The 13569-nt window shown below is 66.8% G+C and carries 13 protein-coding genes; 6 read left to right on the forward strand and 7 right to left on the reverse strand.

The features are described from left to right. Window positions 1–2: 2 nt before the first annotated feature. Genes ACHL_RS15435 through ACHL_RS15450 form a run of 4 tightly spaced genes read right to left on the reverse strand, consistent with a single transcriptional unit; the run spans window position 3 to window position 4963 of the window. Window positions 3–1787 carry a hypothetical protein gene (locus ACHL_RS15435; protein ID WP_015938229.1) on the reverse strand — a complete coding sequence of 595 codons (1785 nt, stop codon included), beginning with the start codon at window positions 1785–1787 and terminating at the stop codon, window positions 3–5. Window positions 1788–1791: 4 nt separating this feature from the next. Further along, complete coding sequence (locus ACHL_RS15440; protein WP_015938230.1) at window positions 1792–2739, reverse strand: carbohydrate ABC transporter permease; 948 nt, start codon at window positions 2737–2739, stop codon at window positions 1792–1794. A 3-nt stretch (window positions 2740–2742) separates the two neighbouring features. After that, window positions 2743–3687 carry a carbohydrate ABC transporter permease gene (locus ACHL_RS15445; protein WP_015938231.1) on the reverse strand — a complete coding sequence of 315 codons (945 nt, stop codon included), beginning with the start codon at window positions 3685–3687 and terminating at the stop codon, window positions 2743–2745. Between the two features lie 4 nt (window positions 3688–3691). Continuing rightward, window positions 3692–4963 (reverse strand): ABC transporter substrate-binding protein, encoded by a 1272-nt coding sequence (locus ACHL_RS15450; protein ID WP_015938232.1) that lies wholly within the window; start codon window positions 4961–4963, stop codon window positions 3692–3694. A gap of 228 nt (window positions 4964–5191) precedes the next feature. On the opposite strand from ACHL_RS15450, the gene ACHL_RS15455 reads away from it, so the two are divergent. The 4 genes from ACHL_RS15455 to ACHL_RS15470 all read left to right on the forward strand — a co-directional run bounded on the left by ACHL_RS15455 (window position 5192) and on the right by ACHL_RS15470 (window position 8770). After that, on the forward strand, window positions 5192–5632 hold the full coding sequence (locus tag ACHL_RS15455) for a VOC family protein (protein ID WP_015938233.1): 441 nt from the start codon (window positions 5192–5194) through the stop codon (window positions 5630–5632). Between the two features lie 22 nt (window positions 5633–5654). Next, on the forward strand, window positions 5655–6608 hold the full coding sequence (locus ACHL_RS15460; protein ID WP_015938234.1) for a 1,4-dihydroxy-2-naphthoyl-CoA synthase: 954 nt from the start codon (window positions 5655–5657) through the stop codon (window positions 6606–6608). 14 nt (window positions 6609–6622) lie between these two features. Beyond that, on the forward strand, window positions 6623–7813 hold the full coding sequence (locus ACHL_RS15465; RefSeq protein WP_015938235.1) for an AMP-binding protein: 1191 nt from the start codon (window positions 6623–6625) through the stop codon (window positions 7811–7813). Window positions 7814–7888: 75 nt separating this feature from the next. Then, the gene (locus ACHL_RS15470; RefSeq protein ID WP_015938236.1) at window positions 7889–8770 is read left to right on the forward strand and encodes a 1,4-dihydroxy-2-naphthoate polyprenyltransferase; all 882 of its coding nucleotides are present in this window, start codon (window positions 7889–7891) and stop codon (window positions 8768–8770) included. A gap of 48 nt (window positions 8771–8818) precedes the next feature. Here ACHL_RS15470 and ACHL_RS15475 read toward each other — a convergent pair whose 3' ends face one another. Continuing rightward, window positions 8819–9124 (reverse strand): DUF4229 domain-containing protein, encoded by a 306-nt coding sequence (locus tag ACHL_RS15475; RefSeq protein ID WP_015938237.1) that lies wholly within the window; start codon window positions 9122–9124, stop codon window positions 8819–8821. Window positions 9125–9194: 70 nt separating this feature from the next. On the opposite strand from ACHL_RS15475, the gene ACHL_RS15480 reads away from it, so the two are divergent. Both ACHL_RS15480 and ACHL_RS15485 read left to right on the forward strand, forming a co-directional pair. Further along, entirely contained in the window at window positions 9195–9584 is a 390-nt protein-coding gene (locus ACHL_RS15480) for a PLD nuclease N-terminal domain-containing protein (RefSeq protein ID WP_015938238.1), read from the forward strand. Window positions 9585–9589: 5 nt separating this feature from the next. After that, window positions 9590–10207 carry a hypothetical protein gene (locus ACHL_RS15485; protein ID WP_015938239.1) on the forward strand — a complete coding sequence of 206 codons (618 nt, stop codon included), beginning with the start codon at window positions 9590–9592 and terminating at the stop codon, window positions 10205–10207. Here ACHL_RS15485 and ACHL_RS15490 read toward each other — a convergent pair. Further along, complete coding sequence (locus ACHL_RS15490; protein ID WP_015938240.1) at window positions 10204–11694, reverse strand: dynamin family protein; 1491 nt, start codon at window positions 11692–11694, stop codon at window positions 10204–10206. The two genes, ACHL_RS15485 and ACHL_RS15490, sit on opposite strands and share 4 nt — an antisense overlap. Beyond that, the gene (locus ACHL_RS15495; protein WP_043794128.1) at window positions 11691–13541 is read right to left on the reverse strand and encodes a dynamin family protein; all 1851 of its coding nucleotides are present in this window, start codon (window positions 13539–13541) and stop codon (window positions 11691–11693) included. Before ACHL_RS15495 ends, ACHL_RS15490 begins: the two co-directional genes overlap by 4 nt. Window positions 13542–13569 lie beyond the last annotated feature (28 nt).

Here is a 13569-nt window from a genome sequence, read left to right on the forward strand (position 1 = left end):
TCCTAGGGCGTTCCGCTGCTCCCCCGCAGGACAAAACGGTGGCTGCCAGCGGTCCGTCCCGTTATGAACACCTTCAGCCCTTCCGAGGCGTTGGTCCCCGCCAGGTAGCGGTAGTTTTCGCCCGGGTTGTACGCGGGCGGAGCGTCCGGGTCAGCAGGCAGGCCCGGCCCGAACTCGATGGTGTCCGAACCCACCCGGTAACTGCCGGTCCCCTGCACGAGCTGGAAGGCTTCCGGCGTGCCCGAAGCCGGGACCACGCCGTCGAGCACGCCCCCGGACCGGAAGGTCAGTTCCAGCGCAAAGGCGGTGTCCGCGCCGTCGAAGTCCAGCTCGAGGACGGCCTGCCCCTGTTCGGCCCGGACGGTAACCTCCGTGCCCAGCCGGTGGACCACCGTGGGCCTGCCTGGAAAGTCCATGCTGGCGCTGAACCGGCCTTCGTGGCCCAGGGCGTAGATGCCGTCCTCCCGCCTGCGGGCGGCGGGCAGTGGCAGGTAGAAGTTTGCTGAAAGCTCCTCGGACAGCCGGACCGTGGCGCCGTCCCGTACCGTGTGCTGGCTGCGGAACGGACCCAGGTCAAAAAAGCTGCGGGACAGCCGCACGCCGGAGAGCACCGCTGCTCCGTGGGCGAACCGCAGGAGCGTGGGGTTGCTGGCCAGCCCGGACACCACACCCGGGACCAGGTCGTCGCAGCCGCCGTACACGGTGGTCACTGCGCTCCCGGCCCGGAACCGGTAGGCGCCGCAGGTTTCCAGTGCGGCGGCCGCCGGAGCGAGCGGGCCCGGCAGGGTGCTGTCCGTTGCCGTGGCTCCTGCCGCCCCTTCCGGAAGGGCTGCGTGCAGCCAGGGGTCCAGCCGCAGCAGGGCCAGCAGTTTGGCGGGTTCGTGCAGCGGGAGCGTCCCCAGCCAGGCGGCCGCCGCGGCAAAGTCCGGGTTGGCATCCTGGATGGCCAGCCGCCGGTAGAGCGGCAGGAACGGGGCCGCCCCGAAGTCCATCCACTGGTCCTGCCGGCGGGAGAACACGGATTCCAGGGTTCCGTCCGGGTTGAACCAGGGCAGGAAGGCCGTGAGGTTCCGGCGGACGTTGTCCAGCAGTTCAGTCCGGCCCGCATGGTCCGCGATGGCCAGCAGGGAAGGGTTGGTCACGGCCGAGGCGTACAGGGCGCTGCGCTCGGAGTACATGCCGTCCGGCAGCTGGTCGATGCCTTCGGCCAGCCATTCGTCGATCCTGTCCGCAATGTCCTGCCGCGGCTGCAGCGCGTTGATCCTGGCCAGGGCGGCACTCAGTTCCCAGCGGTGGTTGGGGGTGTGGACTCCCCCGGCCACCAGTGCGTCGGTGGCGCGGGAGATGATGCCCGCCAGCCGGCCGTCCGCAGCCGCGAGCGCCGCCCCCGGCGCTTCCACGGCACGGATGATGCCCAGGGCGATGCACGCATCGTTGAGGGTGAAGGCGGAATCCGGCGGTGAACAGAGGTTGGTGCCGTCGAACAGGCCGGTGGGGCCTTGCAGCTGTTCGAGCCGGTCCAGGCACCGGCGCATCGCGTCACCGGTGCCGTCAGCGGCGGAGCCTCCAGTAGAGCCGCCTCCCCCGGCACCATCCCCGCCGGGGCCGTAAAAGGCGGAGCCGGGCTCCGTGGTGACGGCGGCCAAAGCCAGCAGCCTGCCCATGGCGGCGCGGTGCGGAAGAGCCGCGGCGTCGTCGTCGTGCGTGGCCAGGAACGCTGCGACGCTCCGGTCCGCCGCCGCGACCACCTGGGCGCGGAAAGCGGTGTCAGTGGTTGTTGTTTCCACGGCCTTAGTCCTTCAGTCCGGCGCTGACATCGGCGTTGAGCACGTACTTCTGGAACACGAAGAACACGAGCACCAGCGGCAGGAGGGAGATAACCGAGGCCCCCAGCAGCACCGGCCAGTCGATGTTCTCTGCGCCCACGATGCTGCGCAGCGCCACCTGGAGCGTGTACCACTTGGGGTCGTTGAGCACGATCAGCGGCCAGATGTAGTCGTTCCAGCGCCACTGGAAGGAGAAGATGGCCAGCGTGAACAGGATGGGCTTGGACAGCGGGAGCATGATCCGGAAGAAGATGGCCAGCTCGCTGGCACCGTCGATCCGGGCGGAGTGCAGCAGGTCGTCCGGGACGGTGAGGAAGAACTGCCGGAACATGAAGACGCCGGTGGCCGTCAGCACCGAGGGCACGATGATGCCGGCCAGCGAGTTGTACAGCCCCAGGTCCCGGATGACCGAGAACGTGGGATTCAGGATGACCTCGGTGGGCAGCATGGTGGTGGCCAGGATGCACACGAAGAACAGCCGGGTGCCCTTGTTGTTGTACTTGGCCAGGGCGTATCCCGTGCAGGCGCTGAAGAAGACCGTGAGGACCGTGGTGACGATGGAAACCGTGGCCGTGTTCAGGAAGTACTGGGCGAAGTCCACCCTTTCCCAGGCGTCCACGAACCCCTGGAAGGTCCATTCGCGCGGAATCATGGACAGCGGGTAGCTGAAGAGTTCACTGCCTGGCTTGAAGGAACTGAGCAGGAACCAGAGCAGCGGGAACGCGTAGATCGCGGCGATCAGCCACGTCACCACAGTGAGCGGGACGGATGCCTTGGCGCGGGCCTCCCGGTTTCCCCGTGGCTTCTTCTTCGGCGTCTTCGCCGGGTCAGCGGGCGGCGCGGCAGGGATTTGGCCCGCCCCGATGGCCGCTTCCCCGGCGACGGCGGGAGGCAGGTTTGCAGCTGTTGCCATGGGTCAGCCCTTCTTCCGGTTGAACCGCAGCTGGATCAGCGCGATGGCCAGCAGGACCACCATCAGCACCATGGAGGCGGCGCTGGCGTAGCCCACCTTGGACTGCTCGAAGCCGGTCTTGTAGATGTACTGCACGATCAGGGTGTTCTCCGTGCCTGGACCTCCGTTGGTCAGCGCCTGGATCATGGCGAACTCCTTCATCGCATGGATGGTGGACAGCAGGATGACCATGAACGACGTCGGCGCGATGCCCGGGAGCGTGACGTGCAGGAAGCGCTGCCACGCGTTCGCCCCGTCCAGCTCTGCGGCTTCCAGCAGGGCCTCGGGGATGTTCTTCAGCGCGGCGATGAAGAGGAGCATGTTGAAGGCCGTGCCGCCCCAGGCTGAGGCGAAGATGACTACAGCGAGGGCCAGGTTGCCGTTGCTGGACCAGGGCAGCGCACTGCCGCCGGCGCCGGTGATCAGGAAGTTGACGAAGCCGAAGTCCTGGCCGAACAGCCACTTCCAGATCACGCCCACCACAATCGGCGAGATCAGCCAGGGCAGGAAGATCACCATCTTCGCCGCCGTGCGGCCGCGGACGGCCCTGCTGACCAGCAGCGAGGCCACCCCCAGCGAGCACACGTACACCAGCGGCACGGACAGGACCGTGTAGACAAACGTCCTGCCCAGCGCCGCGTAGAACGTGCTGTCCGCGAGGAGCTTCTGGAAGTTGGCCAGGCCAATGAAGTGGAGCTTGCCCACCCCGCGGTAGTCCGTGAAGGAGTACAGCATCCCCAGGGCACCCGGCCAGACAAAGAAGACCAGGAAGAGCACCGCGTTTACGCCCACCAGGACCAGCGGGGCGATGACGTAGCGGTTGCGGCGTTTCTGCTGCGACTTGGTCCGGAAAACCCCTGTGGGGGGCTTCCCGGGAGCCGCAGTAGTGCTGATGGTTGGGTTGGCCACTGGCTTAGGCGCCGTTGTAGAGCTTCACGATGTTGTCCACCGTGGTTTTGGCATCCTGGCTGCCGGAGAGCATCTTCACTGTCTCTTCACGCAGCGGGTCCCCGGAGAACGGGGTTTCGGCGTACGCCTCGGCCACCACGCGCTTGATGGCGTTGTCGCCCTTGGCATCGTTCTCCGCAATCTGCTTCTGGTACAGCTCAAAGGACGGCTGCTGGAACTGGTACTCCACCTTGAGGTCCTTGGCCGGCAGGTAGCCGCCCAGCTGCGCGAACTCGGTGTAGTTGGCGTCCTCGTAGAACCAGTCGATGAACTTCTTGGCTTCCTCGTCCGCGCCGGTGTCCTTGAAGGCCACCATGAAGCCGCCGCCAAGGTTGGTGGCGTTGACTTCCTTCTTGGGCAGCGGCACCGAGAGCCACTCGAAGTCCTTGATGTTCTTGTTGAAGTCAGCCACCTGCCAGCTGCCGGAGTAGTACGCGGCCACCTGGCCACTCTTGAACATGGCGTTGCCGTCCTCGCCGCTGAGCCAGACGGACTTGGGCATGGTCTTGTCGTCGTTGATCTTCTGGAAGTACTCCAGGGTTTCCACGGCCTTGCTGTCGCCGGCATACTTGCCGTTCTCCTTGGCGAAGGCAGTGCTGCCGAACTCGTACATCATGGCGCGGAGGCGGTGCCCGGAGCGGTCCATGACAAAGCCGTACTTGGCGCCGGCCTTTTCCCGGACCTCGTTGACGGCGACAATGAATTCATCCCAGGTCCAGGTGCCATCGATGGCGGTGGGGTATTTGACTCCGGCCTTGTCGAACAGGCTCTTGTTGACGAACAGGCCCACGGCAGTGAGGTCCGAGGGGATGGCGGGGATGATGCCGTCCGGGGATTCCTGCAGGTACTTTTCATCGATGTTGTGGGACTTGGCGATGTCCGAGAGATCCTGGAGCTGGTTGGCCCACAGCGGGTCGAGGCCGGTGACGCGCGCCAGTGCCGGCAGGTCGTTGGCGGTGGCAGCGTTCTTGAGCTTGGTGGTGATGTCTGCCGTGGGCACGTCCACCACCTCGATGGTGATTCCCGTGGCTTCCTTGTACTTCTTGGCCGCCGCCGCGAACGCGCCGCCCTGGTTGGTGTCACCGGAGAGGACCAGCTGGAGCGTCTTGGACCCGGAGTCCGAGGAGCCGCCACCGCCGCCGCAGGCAGTCAGGCCGGCAGCAAGGGCTGACAGTCCGAATGCGGTCAGGCCGAACTGGCGGCGGGTGATGCTTGAGATTCTTGTCTTCTCTGACAATGGTCTGTCCTGTCTCTCAGTGCTCCTGGCCTTGCAGCAAGGCCTTTGCCGATGGTGAAAGCTAAGCCCACTCCGGCAGCACTGCCGGCAAGGAAAAGCCTTTCCGGACCCAACTGTGACGTATGTCATGACATATTGTCAAGAGCACTTTTCAGCGTTGTAGATCGGTCTCCACCGCGGAAATGCAGCCCCCTACCGCTGGGACGCGTGCGCCTTTACCGTGGTGGGATGGGACTGAATATCCAGATTGTCATCGACTGCCGCCGGCCGCACCAGCTCGCCGACTGGTGGGCGGAAACCCTTGAATGGTCGGTGGAGCCGCAGGATGCCGGGTTCATCCGCTCCATGATCGAGCAGGGCTTTGCCACCGAAGACCAGACCACCACCCACCACGGGAACCTGGTGTGGAAGGACGGCGCCGCCATCCGCCCGCCTGAGGAAATCGACATCAAGGCGCCCAGCCGCCGCCTCCTGTTCCAGACCGGCGAGGACGAAAAGGTGGCGAAGAACCGTGTGCACTGGGACGTCAACCTCGCCGGCCGGGACAAGGATGCGGTACGGAGCGAGCTGGAAGCACGGGGCGCCACGTTCCTGTGGACAGCGCGCCAGGGACCGCACTCCTGGCACACCATGGCGGACCCCGAGGGGAACGAGTTCTGCATCAGCTAAGCACGATTACTAGACTTGGACGGTGAGCAACCAAATTCCCGCCCCGGTGTCCGATGTCTTCGATCCCACCCGCTGGCGGGTGGTAGCCGGTTTCGAGGACTTCCAGGACATGACCTACCACCGCCAGGTGGAGCGGGATGCCGACGGCGGCTGGGTGCGTGACCTGCCCACGGTCCGGATTGCCTTCAACCGGCCCGAGGTGCGCAACGCGTTCCGCCCCGGCACCGTGGATGAGCTCTACCGTTCACTGGACCACGCCCGGATGACCCCGGATGTGGCCACCGTGCTGCTCACCGGCAACGGCCCCTCCCCCAAGGACGGCGGCCACTCGTTCTGTTCCGGCGGGGACCAGCGCATCAGGGGCAGGGACGGCTATAGGTATGCCGACGGCGAGACGCAGGAAACCATCGACCCCGCGCGTGCCGGCCGGCTCCACATCCTGGAAGTCCAGCGGCTGATGCGCACCATGCCAAAGGTAGTGATCGCTGTCGTCAACGGCTGGGCGGCCGGCGGCGGGCACTCGCTGCACGTGGTGGCGGACCTGACCATCGCTTCCCGGCAGCACGGCAAGTTCAAGCAGACGGACGCCACGGTGGGCAGCTTCGACGCCGGCTACGGTTCGGCACTTCTGGCCCGGCAGATCGGGCAGAAAGCCGCCCGGGAAATCTTCTTCCTGGCCCGCGAATATTCCGCGGAGGACATGGTCCGGATGGGGGCCGTCAACGAAGCCGTGGACCACGAGCGGCTTGAGGACGTGGCCCTGGAGTATGCCGCGGACATCGCTAGGCAGTCGCCGCAGGCCATCCGGATGCTGAAGTTTGCCTTCAACCTGGCCGACGACGGCCTGGCCGGCCAGCAGGTTTTCGCCGGTGAAGCCACCCGGCTGGCCTACATGACGGACGAGGCGGTGGAGGGCAAGGAAGCCTTCCTGCAAAAACGGGACCCCGACTGGTCCAGCTTCCCGCACTACTTCTAAGGCAGGAGCGGCACATGAACAGCACCTCCCCCAATACCAGCCACCTCAACATCGAGCCCGTGCTCAAGGCCCTGGCGGCCGCGCTCCACGGCGAGGGTCCCGCCGTCGAACTCTCCATCGGCGCGGACGGCGCCCTCGTGGTGGGGCACATCGAAACCCCGGGCTGCGACGACGCGGTGGCGGTGGTCCGCACTTCCGGTTCCACCGGCGCACCCAAGGCCACTGTCCTGACGGTGGAGTCCCTTGCAGCCTCCTCGATGGCCACGGCGCTGGCGCTCAAGGGCGAAGGCCAGTGGCTCCTGGCACTCCCCGTGCAGTACGTCGCCGGGATCCAGGTCCTGGTGCGCTCACTGTTCGCCGGGACCCGGCCGTGGGTGATGGACATGTCCGGCGGTTTCACGCCCGAGGCCTTCACCGCCGCCGCCCTGGAACTCACGGACAAGATCCGGTACACCTCTCTGGTCCCCACCCAGCTGCAGCGTCTCCTGGACGATCCCTCCCCGGATACGCTCGCCGTGCTCCGCCGCTTCAACGCCATCCTCCTGGGCGGCGCCCCCACCCCGCCGGCGCTGCTCGACGCTGCCCGCGAGGCAGGGGTCCGGGTGGTCACCACCTACGGTTCGGCGGAAACCTCCGGCGGCTGCGTCTACGACGGCTACCCGCTGGAGGGCGTCTCCGTCCGCGTGGCCGCTGATGGCCGCATCCACCTGGGCGGCGACACCATTGCGGCCGGCTACATCGAGGCCCCGGACGAGGAAACCGGCACCTTCTTCGAAGAGGACGGCGTGCGCTGGTACCGCACCAGCGACATCGGCAAGATCGACGACGACGGCCGCCTCACCGTGCTGGGGCGCGCGGACGACATGATCATCACCGGCGGCATGAAGGTTTCCGCCGCGGACGTCCAGGAAAAGCTGGAAAAGTCCGACGGCGTCGCGGCGGCCTTCGTGACCGGCGTACCGTCCGAGGAGTGGGGCCAGGCCGTGGCCGCCTACGTGGCGTTGGCCGCGGCAGGCGCGGCAGGGAACCCTGAGGCGGGTCCTGCCACCGACATCGACGGCCTCCGGAACTCCTGGCAGCGGGACCTGGGCTTTGCTGCGCCAAAAACCGTCCTCACCGCGCCTGCCCTGAAGATGCTTCCGAACGGGAAACCGGACCGGCTGGCCATGACCGCCGAACTCAGCGCCCTGCATCAGGGAAAGTAGAGTGGAGCTGCACTACTGCGGCGCAGGCCTGCCTGGCCTCCTGCCGCTTACACGAAACAACACGAGGTACTGACCGTGGCAACAGCCGCCCAATGGATCCAAGGCGCACGCCTGAGGACGCTTCCCGCCGCAATTGCGCCGGTGCTCATCGGCTCCGCCGCCGCCTATGCGCTGGATTCATTCCTTCTGCCCAACGCCATCCTGGCTGCGCTGGTGGCCCTCCTGCTCCAGGTGGGCGTGAACTTCGCCAACGATTACTCGGACGGCATCCGCGGAACGGACGACGACCGCGTGGGCCCGCTCCGCCTTGTGGGTTCCGGAGCCGCCAAGCCGGAGCACGTCAAGTATGCCGCGTTCGGCACATTCGGCGCTGCGATGGTGTTCGGGCTGGCGCTGGTGGTCATCACGCAGAGCTGGTGGCTGATCCTGGTGGGCCTGGGATGCGTCATGGCCGCCTGGGGCTACACCGGCGGCAAGAACCCCTACGGCTACATGGGCCTGGGCGACGTCTTCGTGTTCGTGTTCTTCGGCCTGGTGGCCACCCTGGGAACCAGTTACACGCAGGCCGGGCAGGTCAGCCTGCCAGCTGTCGTCGGCGCCATCGGAACCGGGCTGATTGCCACTGCGCTGCTCATGGCCAACAACGTCCGCGACATCCCCACGGACATGCAGGCGGGGAAGAAGACCCTCGCCGTGCGGCTGGGCGACAAGCACGCCCGCGAAAGCTACGTGCTGATGCTTGCCATCGCCATCCTGCTGGTGGTCATCCTGGCCCCGGGACGGCCGTGGATGCTCATAGTCCTGCTGCTGATCCCGGCCTGCCTCATGCCGGCCTGGCTGATGATCAACGGCCGCAAGCGCAAGAGCCTGATCCCCGTGCTCAAGCAGACCGGGCTGATCAACCTCGGCTACAGCGTCCTGTTCTCACTGGGACTGGTGCTCAGCCACGGCTTCTGAGACGTTCCGTGCCGGCCACAGGTAACCACCGTGGCCGGCCTGCCCGCGTCAGTTGCGCGGCTTGGGGTTCCTGGCGTCATTGTTGATGGCGACGTCCGGGTTGGCGTCCAGCAGGGCGTCCTCGGCGTTGGCATCCTGGACTTCCCCCGCGGAGCGCATTGGCTTGGCCTTGCCGGAGAAACGGTGGTGCAGGTTTGCCGTTGCCGCGTCCCGCTGCTTCTGGAAGAACAGGTAGCTCACGGCGAACGCGATCACTCCGGCGAACACCACGGACATCAGCGCACCCAGCTGCAGGAGCATGAAAACGACGAACAACGGCACGAACAGCGCCAGGCGGATCAGGGAATATTTCAAAAGGCCACATTCAAGTTTAGCCGTCTTCCGCCCGCCACCCCCTGCGCCTGCGGACGATAGACTTAGTGGCATGCTTCTCCGTGTGGCTTTGGCCGTGGCAGTCCTCGTCATCTTTGTGTATGGCCTCGTGGACGTGATCCGCACCGATGGCCGGCTCACCCGGGGAATTTCCAAACCCGCCTGGATCGTGGTCATGATCATCCTGCCGGTGCTGGGCGCGATTCTCTGGCTTCTCATTGGCCGTCCCCGTGCCGCCGCTCCGCAGCAGCAGGGTTACCGCCACCCCACCGCCCCGGACGATGACCCGGAGTTCCTCCGCAATCTCGAGGTCCGCCGCCGCAACGAGGCGGAAGCCGCGCGGTTGAAGAAGCTCAAGGACGATCTTGAGGCCAAAGCCAAGGACACCGACGGTAACAAGGGCAAGCACGAAAACGACCACGACACCGACGGACTGAAGTAGGGCCCATGGCTTACGACCCTGACGGTGAAGAGCGGCTGCGCACCACGCCCACCGGAACAGCCCCGCCGTCAGGGCCGGACGCCCAGCCTTCGCCGCCGCCCCGGCCAGGCCTTTCCTACGCGGCCCCGGCGCCCATCGCCGTCGTTCCTCCCGTGCCCGGCACCGTGCGGATTGCCCGGACGCTGTGGCTCCTGGGTTTCGTAGCGGGCCTGACCGTCCTGGTGGGATCATTCCTCAGCCAAGACGGCCATCTTGAACGCCTGCGCTCGGTGGTGGACGGGATGGCCCCCGGCGGGGATGCGGAGGCCGTCAGCACCGCCAGCGGAATCGTGTTCTGGGGCAGCGTAGGGGCACTCCTGCTGATGATCCTGCTCGAGGCGGGCCTCCTCGGCGCAATCATGGCGCGGCATGGGTGGGCACGCTGGGCGCTGGTCCCGCTACTGGCGGCGCATGCCGTGGTGACGCTGCTCGCCACGGCATTCCTGATGCCGGAAGGCGAGGGGGCCAACTACGTCACGCTGCTGTGGGGTGCCCAGCTGCTCCTCGCGCTGGTGGGACTGGTCCTGTTGTTCCTCCCGGCCTCCAGCGCGTGGCTCAAGAGCCGCCGTACCGTCGGCCGCTAGGCGGTTCGCTGCCGCTGAAGCGCGGACGATTCCGCCAGGACGCCCTCGCAACTGCGGATCACCACTCGGCAGGCGTCGATGGCCGAGCGTTCCGTAAGCGGATTCTCGGCAAGCGCCCGCCACCGCAGCAGGCACCGCCGGGCCTCGTCGGAGAGCTCATCCGGCGTGGCTGCCGCCTCAAGGCCCAGCCTCACGTTGGTGGCGGCACCCAGACCCCCGACGAGGCGTTCGGCATCAGCGGCAGCATCGGGTTTCAGGGAAACACCGGTGGTGCGCAGGGTGGCCAGCAGCCGCAGTTCGCGGAATTCGTGGGCATTGGCCTGCAGCCGCTCGAGGGAGCCGGCGAGTTCCTCCGTCCCGTCACGCGGACTGGACCGCAGGAGCGCCTCGACCCCCACCAGCGCCGTCCGCGCCTTGAGGGCCCCGGCCCGGGCCTGGAACTGCCGATCCAGCAGTTCCAGCAACGGATCCAGGCCGCTGCGCCGGGCAAGTTCGTGGGCCAGGGGCGTGGGTTCATTGAAGCCGTTGCGGATGAGGACCACAGCCAGCCTGATGCCGAACAGTCCGAACCTGCCAAGCAGCGAAGCGCGGGCCTCCGGGGTCAGCCGTTCCGGTTCGGAGCCGCGGAGGAACCGGTCCGCCGAGAGCATCATCTTCTCGCGGGCGGCGCGGTCCAGCCCTGCCAGCAGCTGCAGCGAGGCGAAGTCCTGTTGCCGGAGGCTTCGGGCGGTTTGGGCCAGCAGGCCCGCCACCGGCACCACGCCCAGTGCGAGCTTCCGGAGGTTGTGGTCGCGCCGGTACCGTTCGGCGATATCGCCCGCGGAGAGCAGCGAATCAATGCGGCCCGCGCCCACCTCGTCGGCCCGGGACAGCACAGCCAGCGCATTGACGGTGCCGGACCTGCCCGTTTCAGTGTCCTTGAACGATTCCAGGAACCGCAGGTCCGACGCATGCATATGCCGCATCAGGTATACGATCGCGTCAGCCTGCGACGGTGCGTCCGCCGGAGTCAGGAACCCGGTGGCGAGGGCGGACACGTCCTCCGAAAGCGAGGCGATGCCGGGGGTATCGATCAGCGTCATGGTCCGCAGCATGGGAGAGGGCCATTCGACGTCCAGCCGCTCGGCGTCTTCGGCGCGGACGTCACCCAGGACGAAGACCAGCCGCCCGTCCACCCTTTTGATCGGCAGCGGCCGGGGTTCGCCGTCCCGCGGATGAAGCATGATCCTGGGCGTCCGGCCATACCGGTACCACGTGACGATCCGGGTGCACTCGCCGGTGTCGGTGGGCGCGATTTCCTCGCCGATGATGGCGTTCAGCAGCGTGGACTTGCCGGCCTTGACCATCCCGGCAATGGCAATGCGGAGTGGCTCCGCCAGCCGCTGCCCGTACCCCTGCAGCAGGGCAACTGCAGCGGGGTCGTCGGCGTAGACATCCAGGGCGTCCCGGACCAAGCCCGAGGCACCGGCAACGGTATCCGCAGTCATCCGGCCGCCGCCGGCGCCAGGGGCCGGGAAGCGGCCACCTCAGCCGCCACCGCCGCCGCTGCCGCGTGCAGGGCGTCCACCTTCTTGAGCTCGGCCTTGATCTCCCTGATGCGCACGTCCTTTTGCAGGGTGAACGTGGTTGCTGCCTTCTGGGCCACGGACACGGACTCGGACAGCGACCGGTGGTGCTCCTCCGCAATCTCGGTGAAGTGGTCCCGGATGGACCGCTGTACAAGCCGCAGGCGGTCCTTGAGCTGCTTGCCCACCTGGAATGTCACGTCGTCAATCTGGCGCCGGACCAGGGCCTTGGCCTCCCCCTGCCGCCGCTTGAGCCGGGCTTCCCGGTCCTCCCGGTAGGCTTTCCGTCCCAGCAGCAGGCCCGCGCCCACGGACAACGGGTTGATCAGTGCCATGCCGAAGATTCCGGTCAGCAGGCCAAACATCAGCACACCGCCGTAGGAGCCTCGCATGCCGATCAGGACTTTCTGCATGGGGTTGATGCGGCCGGGATCGAGGTCCGGCATCTCCTCCACGGGGTCCAGGGCGTCGCCGGTGTCCGAAACCCTCAGGGCCGGGATCCTCACTTCGTCGGCGGCAAAGTGTTCGGCCACCTGGGAGGCCAGCCAGTGTGCCCGCTCGCTGGTCCACACGAAGGTGTCCGAAATGGCTGCGGCGGAGCATTCCTCCAGCCACTTGGAAAATTCGTTCCACGTGGGCCCGGGATCGCCCTGGTCAATGGCAGTCTCGGCTTCCCGCTGGATCCGGCGGAGCCTGTCGCGGAGATCATATTCCATGTCCGCGATGAGGTCGCTGATGCCGTCGCTGAGTGTGATCTGCCAGCGGGCCGAACGCTTCCGGAGATCGTCGGCTTCGGTCTTGGCCAACTCCAGGCCTGCGATCATTTGGGGCGTTCCTGCTGGATTCTCGAGGGCGTCCAGTTCGGACTGCAGGGACAGCCGCAGGTTTTCGGTGACGGAGAGCAGGTCCTGGCTGACGTGCCGGCGCTGAAGCCGTTCCGATTTGCCCACGATTTCGCTTCGCAGGTGGCGCACCAGAGCCGGGAATCCGGACTCGCTGTTCAGCTCGGCGTCCTGCAGCCGGCTGGCCTCGAGCCGCAGGTCCGAGGACACGGGGAAGAGCGGGATGTCCGGGGCAACGGTGTCCAGGCGGGACCGGTCCATGTCCGCCACGCGCCGCCAGTCCGGGTAGAGGTCCGTCTTGGACAGGACGCCCACCACACTGGGGGTAATCCTCATTGCCTGGCGCAGGAAGCGCAGCTCTGGTTCGGTGTATTCCTGCGAGGCGTCGGATACCAGCAGCATGGCATCGGCCGTCGGGAGTGCGGTGAGGGTGGTCAGGGTGTGTGAGGAACCCATGCCGCCCACGCCCGGGGAGTCGATGACCGTCAGCCCCCCGGTGAGGATCTTCCGCGGCAGGTACACTTCGGCGGCCACCAGTTTCTTGCTGTTGCCGGGATTGCCCTGCTCTGAAACGTACGCGGCGATGTCCTCGATGGGGATCGGCTGGCGTTCGACGCTTCCCTCCTCGCCGCCGTCAGAATCTGCCTTCGGAACAAGGATGGCTGCCGACGCCGGTTCGCCGTGGCGGACCACCGTGGGCACCGAGGTGGCAATGTCGTCGTCCACCGGGCAGACCGGCGCGTTCACCAGGGCGTTGATCAGCTTGCTCTTTCCCTGCTTGAACTCCCCCACCACGATGACGCGGACACTCGGGTCCCGCAGCCGTCCCGCGGCCTGCTCGAGGCGCTTGCGGAGATCGGCGCGGTCTGCCGTCTGGGCCAACTGGAGGCCATGCTCCACCAGCTTGATCAGCTGTCCTGCTGTCATCGGTGTTGGTCTTGCCAGTCCTGCTTCT

Source organism: Pseudarthrobacter chlorophenolicus A6 (assembly GCF_000022025.1).
Taxonomy (GTDB): Bacteria; Actinomycetota; Actinomycetes; order Actinomycetales; family Micrococcaceae; genus Arthrobacter; species Arthrobacter chlorophenolicus.

Excerpts from the sequence above, each read along its gene's own strand:
- ACHL_RS15485 (WP_015938239.1), top strand. The coding sequence starts at position 9,590 with ATGGCTTACGACCCTGACGGTGAAGAGCGGCTGCGCACCACGCCCACC.
- ACHL_RS15455 (WP_015938233.1), top strand. The coding sequence starts at position 5,192 with ATGGGACTGAATATCCAGATTGTCATCGACTGCCGCCGGCCGCACCAG.
- ACHL_RS15495 (WP_043794128.1), bottom strand. The coding sequence starts at position 13,541 with ATGACAGCAGGACAGCTGATCAAGCTGGTGGAGCATGGCCTCCAGTTG.
- ACHL_RS15440 (WP_015938230.1), bottom strand. The coding sequence starts at position 2,739 with ATGGCAACAGCTGCAAACCTGCCTCCCGCCGTCGCCGGGGAAGCGGCC.
- ACHL_RS15465 (WP_015938235.1), top strand. The coding sequence starts at position 6,623 with ATGAACAGCACCTCCCCCAATACCAGCCACCTCAACATCGAGCCCGTG.
- ACHL_RS15490 (WP_015938240.1), bottom strand. The coding sequence starts at position 11,694 with ATGACTGCGGATACCGTTGCCGGTGCCTCGGGCTTGGTCCGGGACGCC.
- ACHL_RS15480 (WP_015938238.1), top strand. The coding sequence starts at position 9,195 with ATGCTTCTCCGTGTGGCTTTGGCCGTGGCAGTCCTCGTCATCTTTGTG.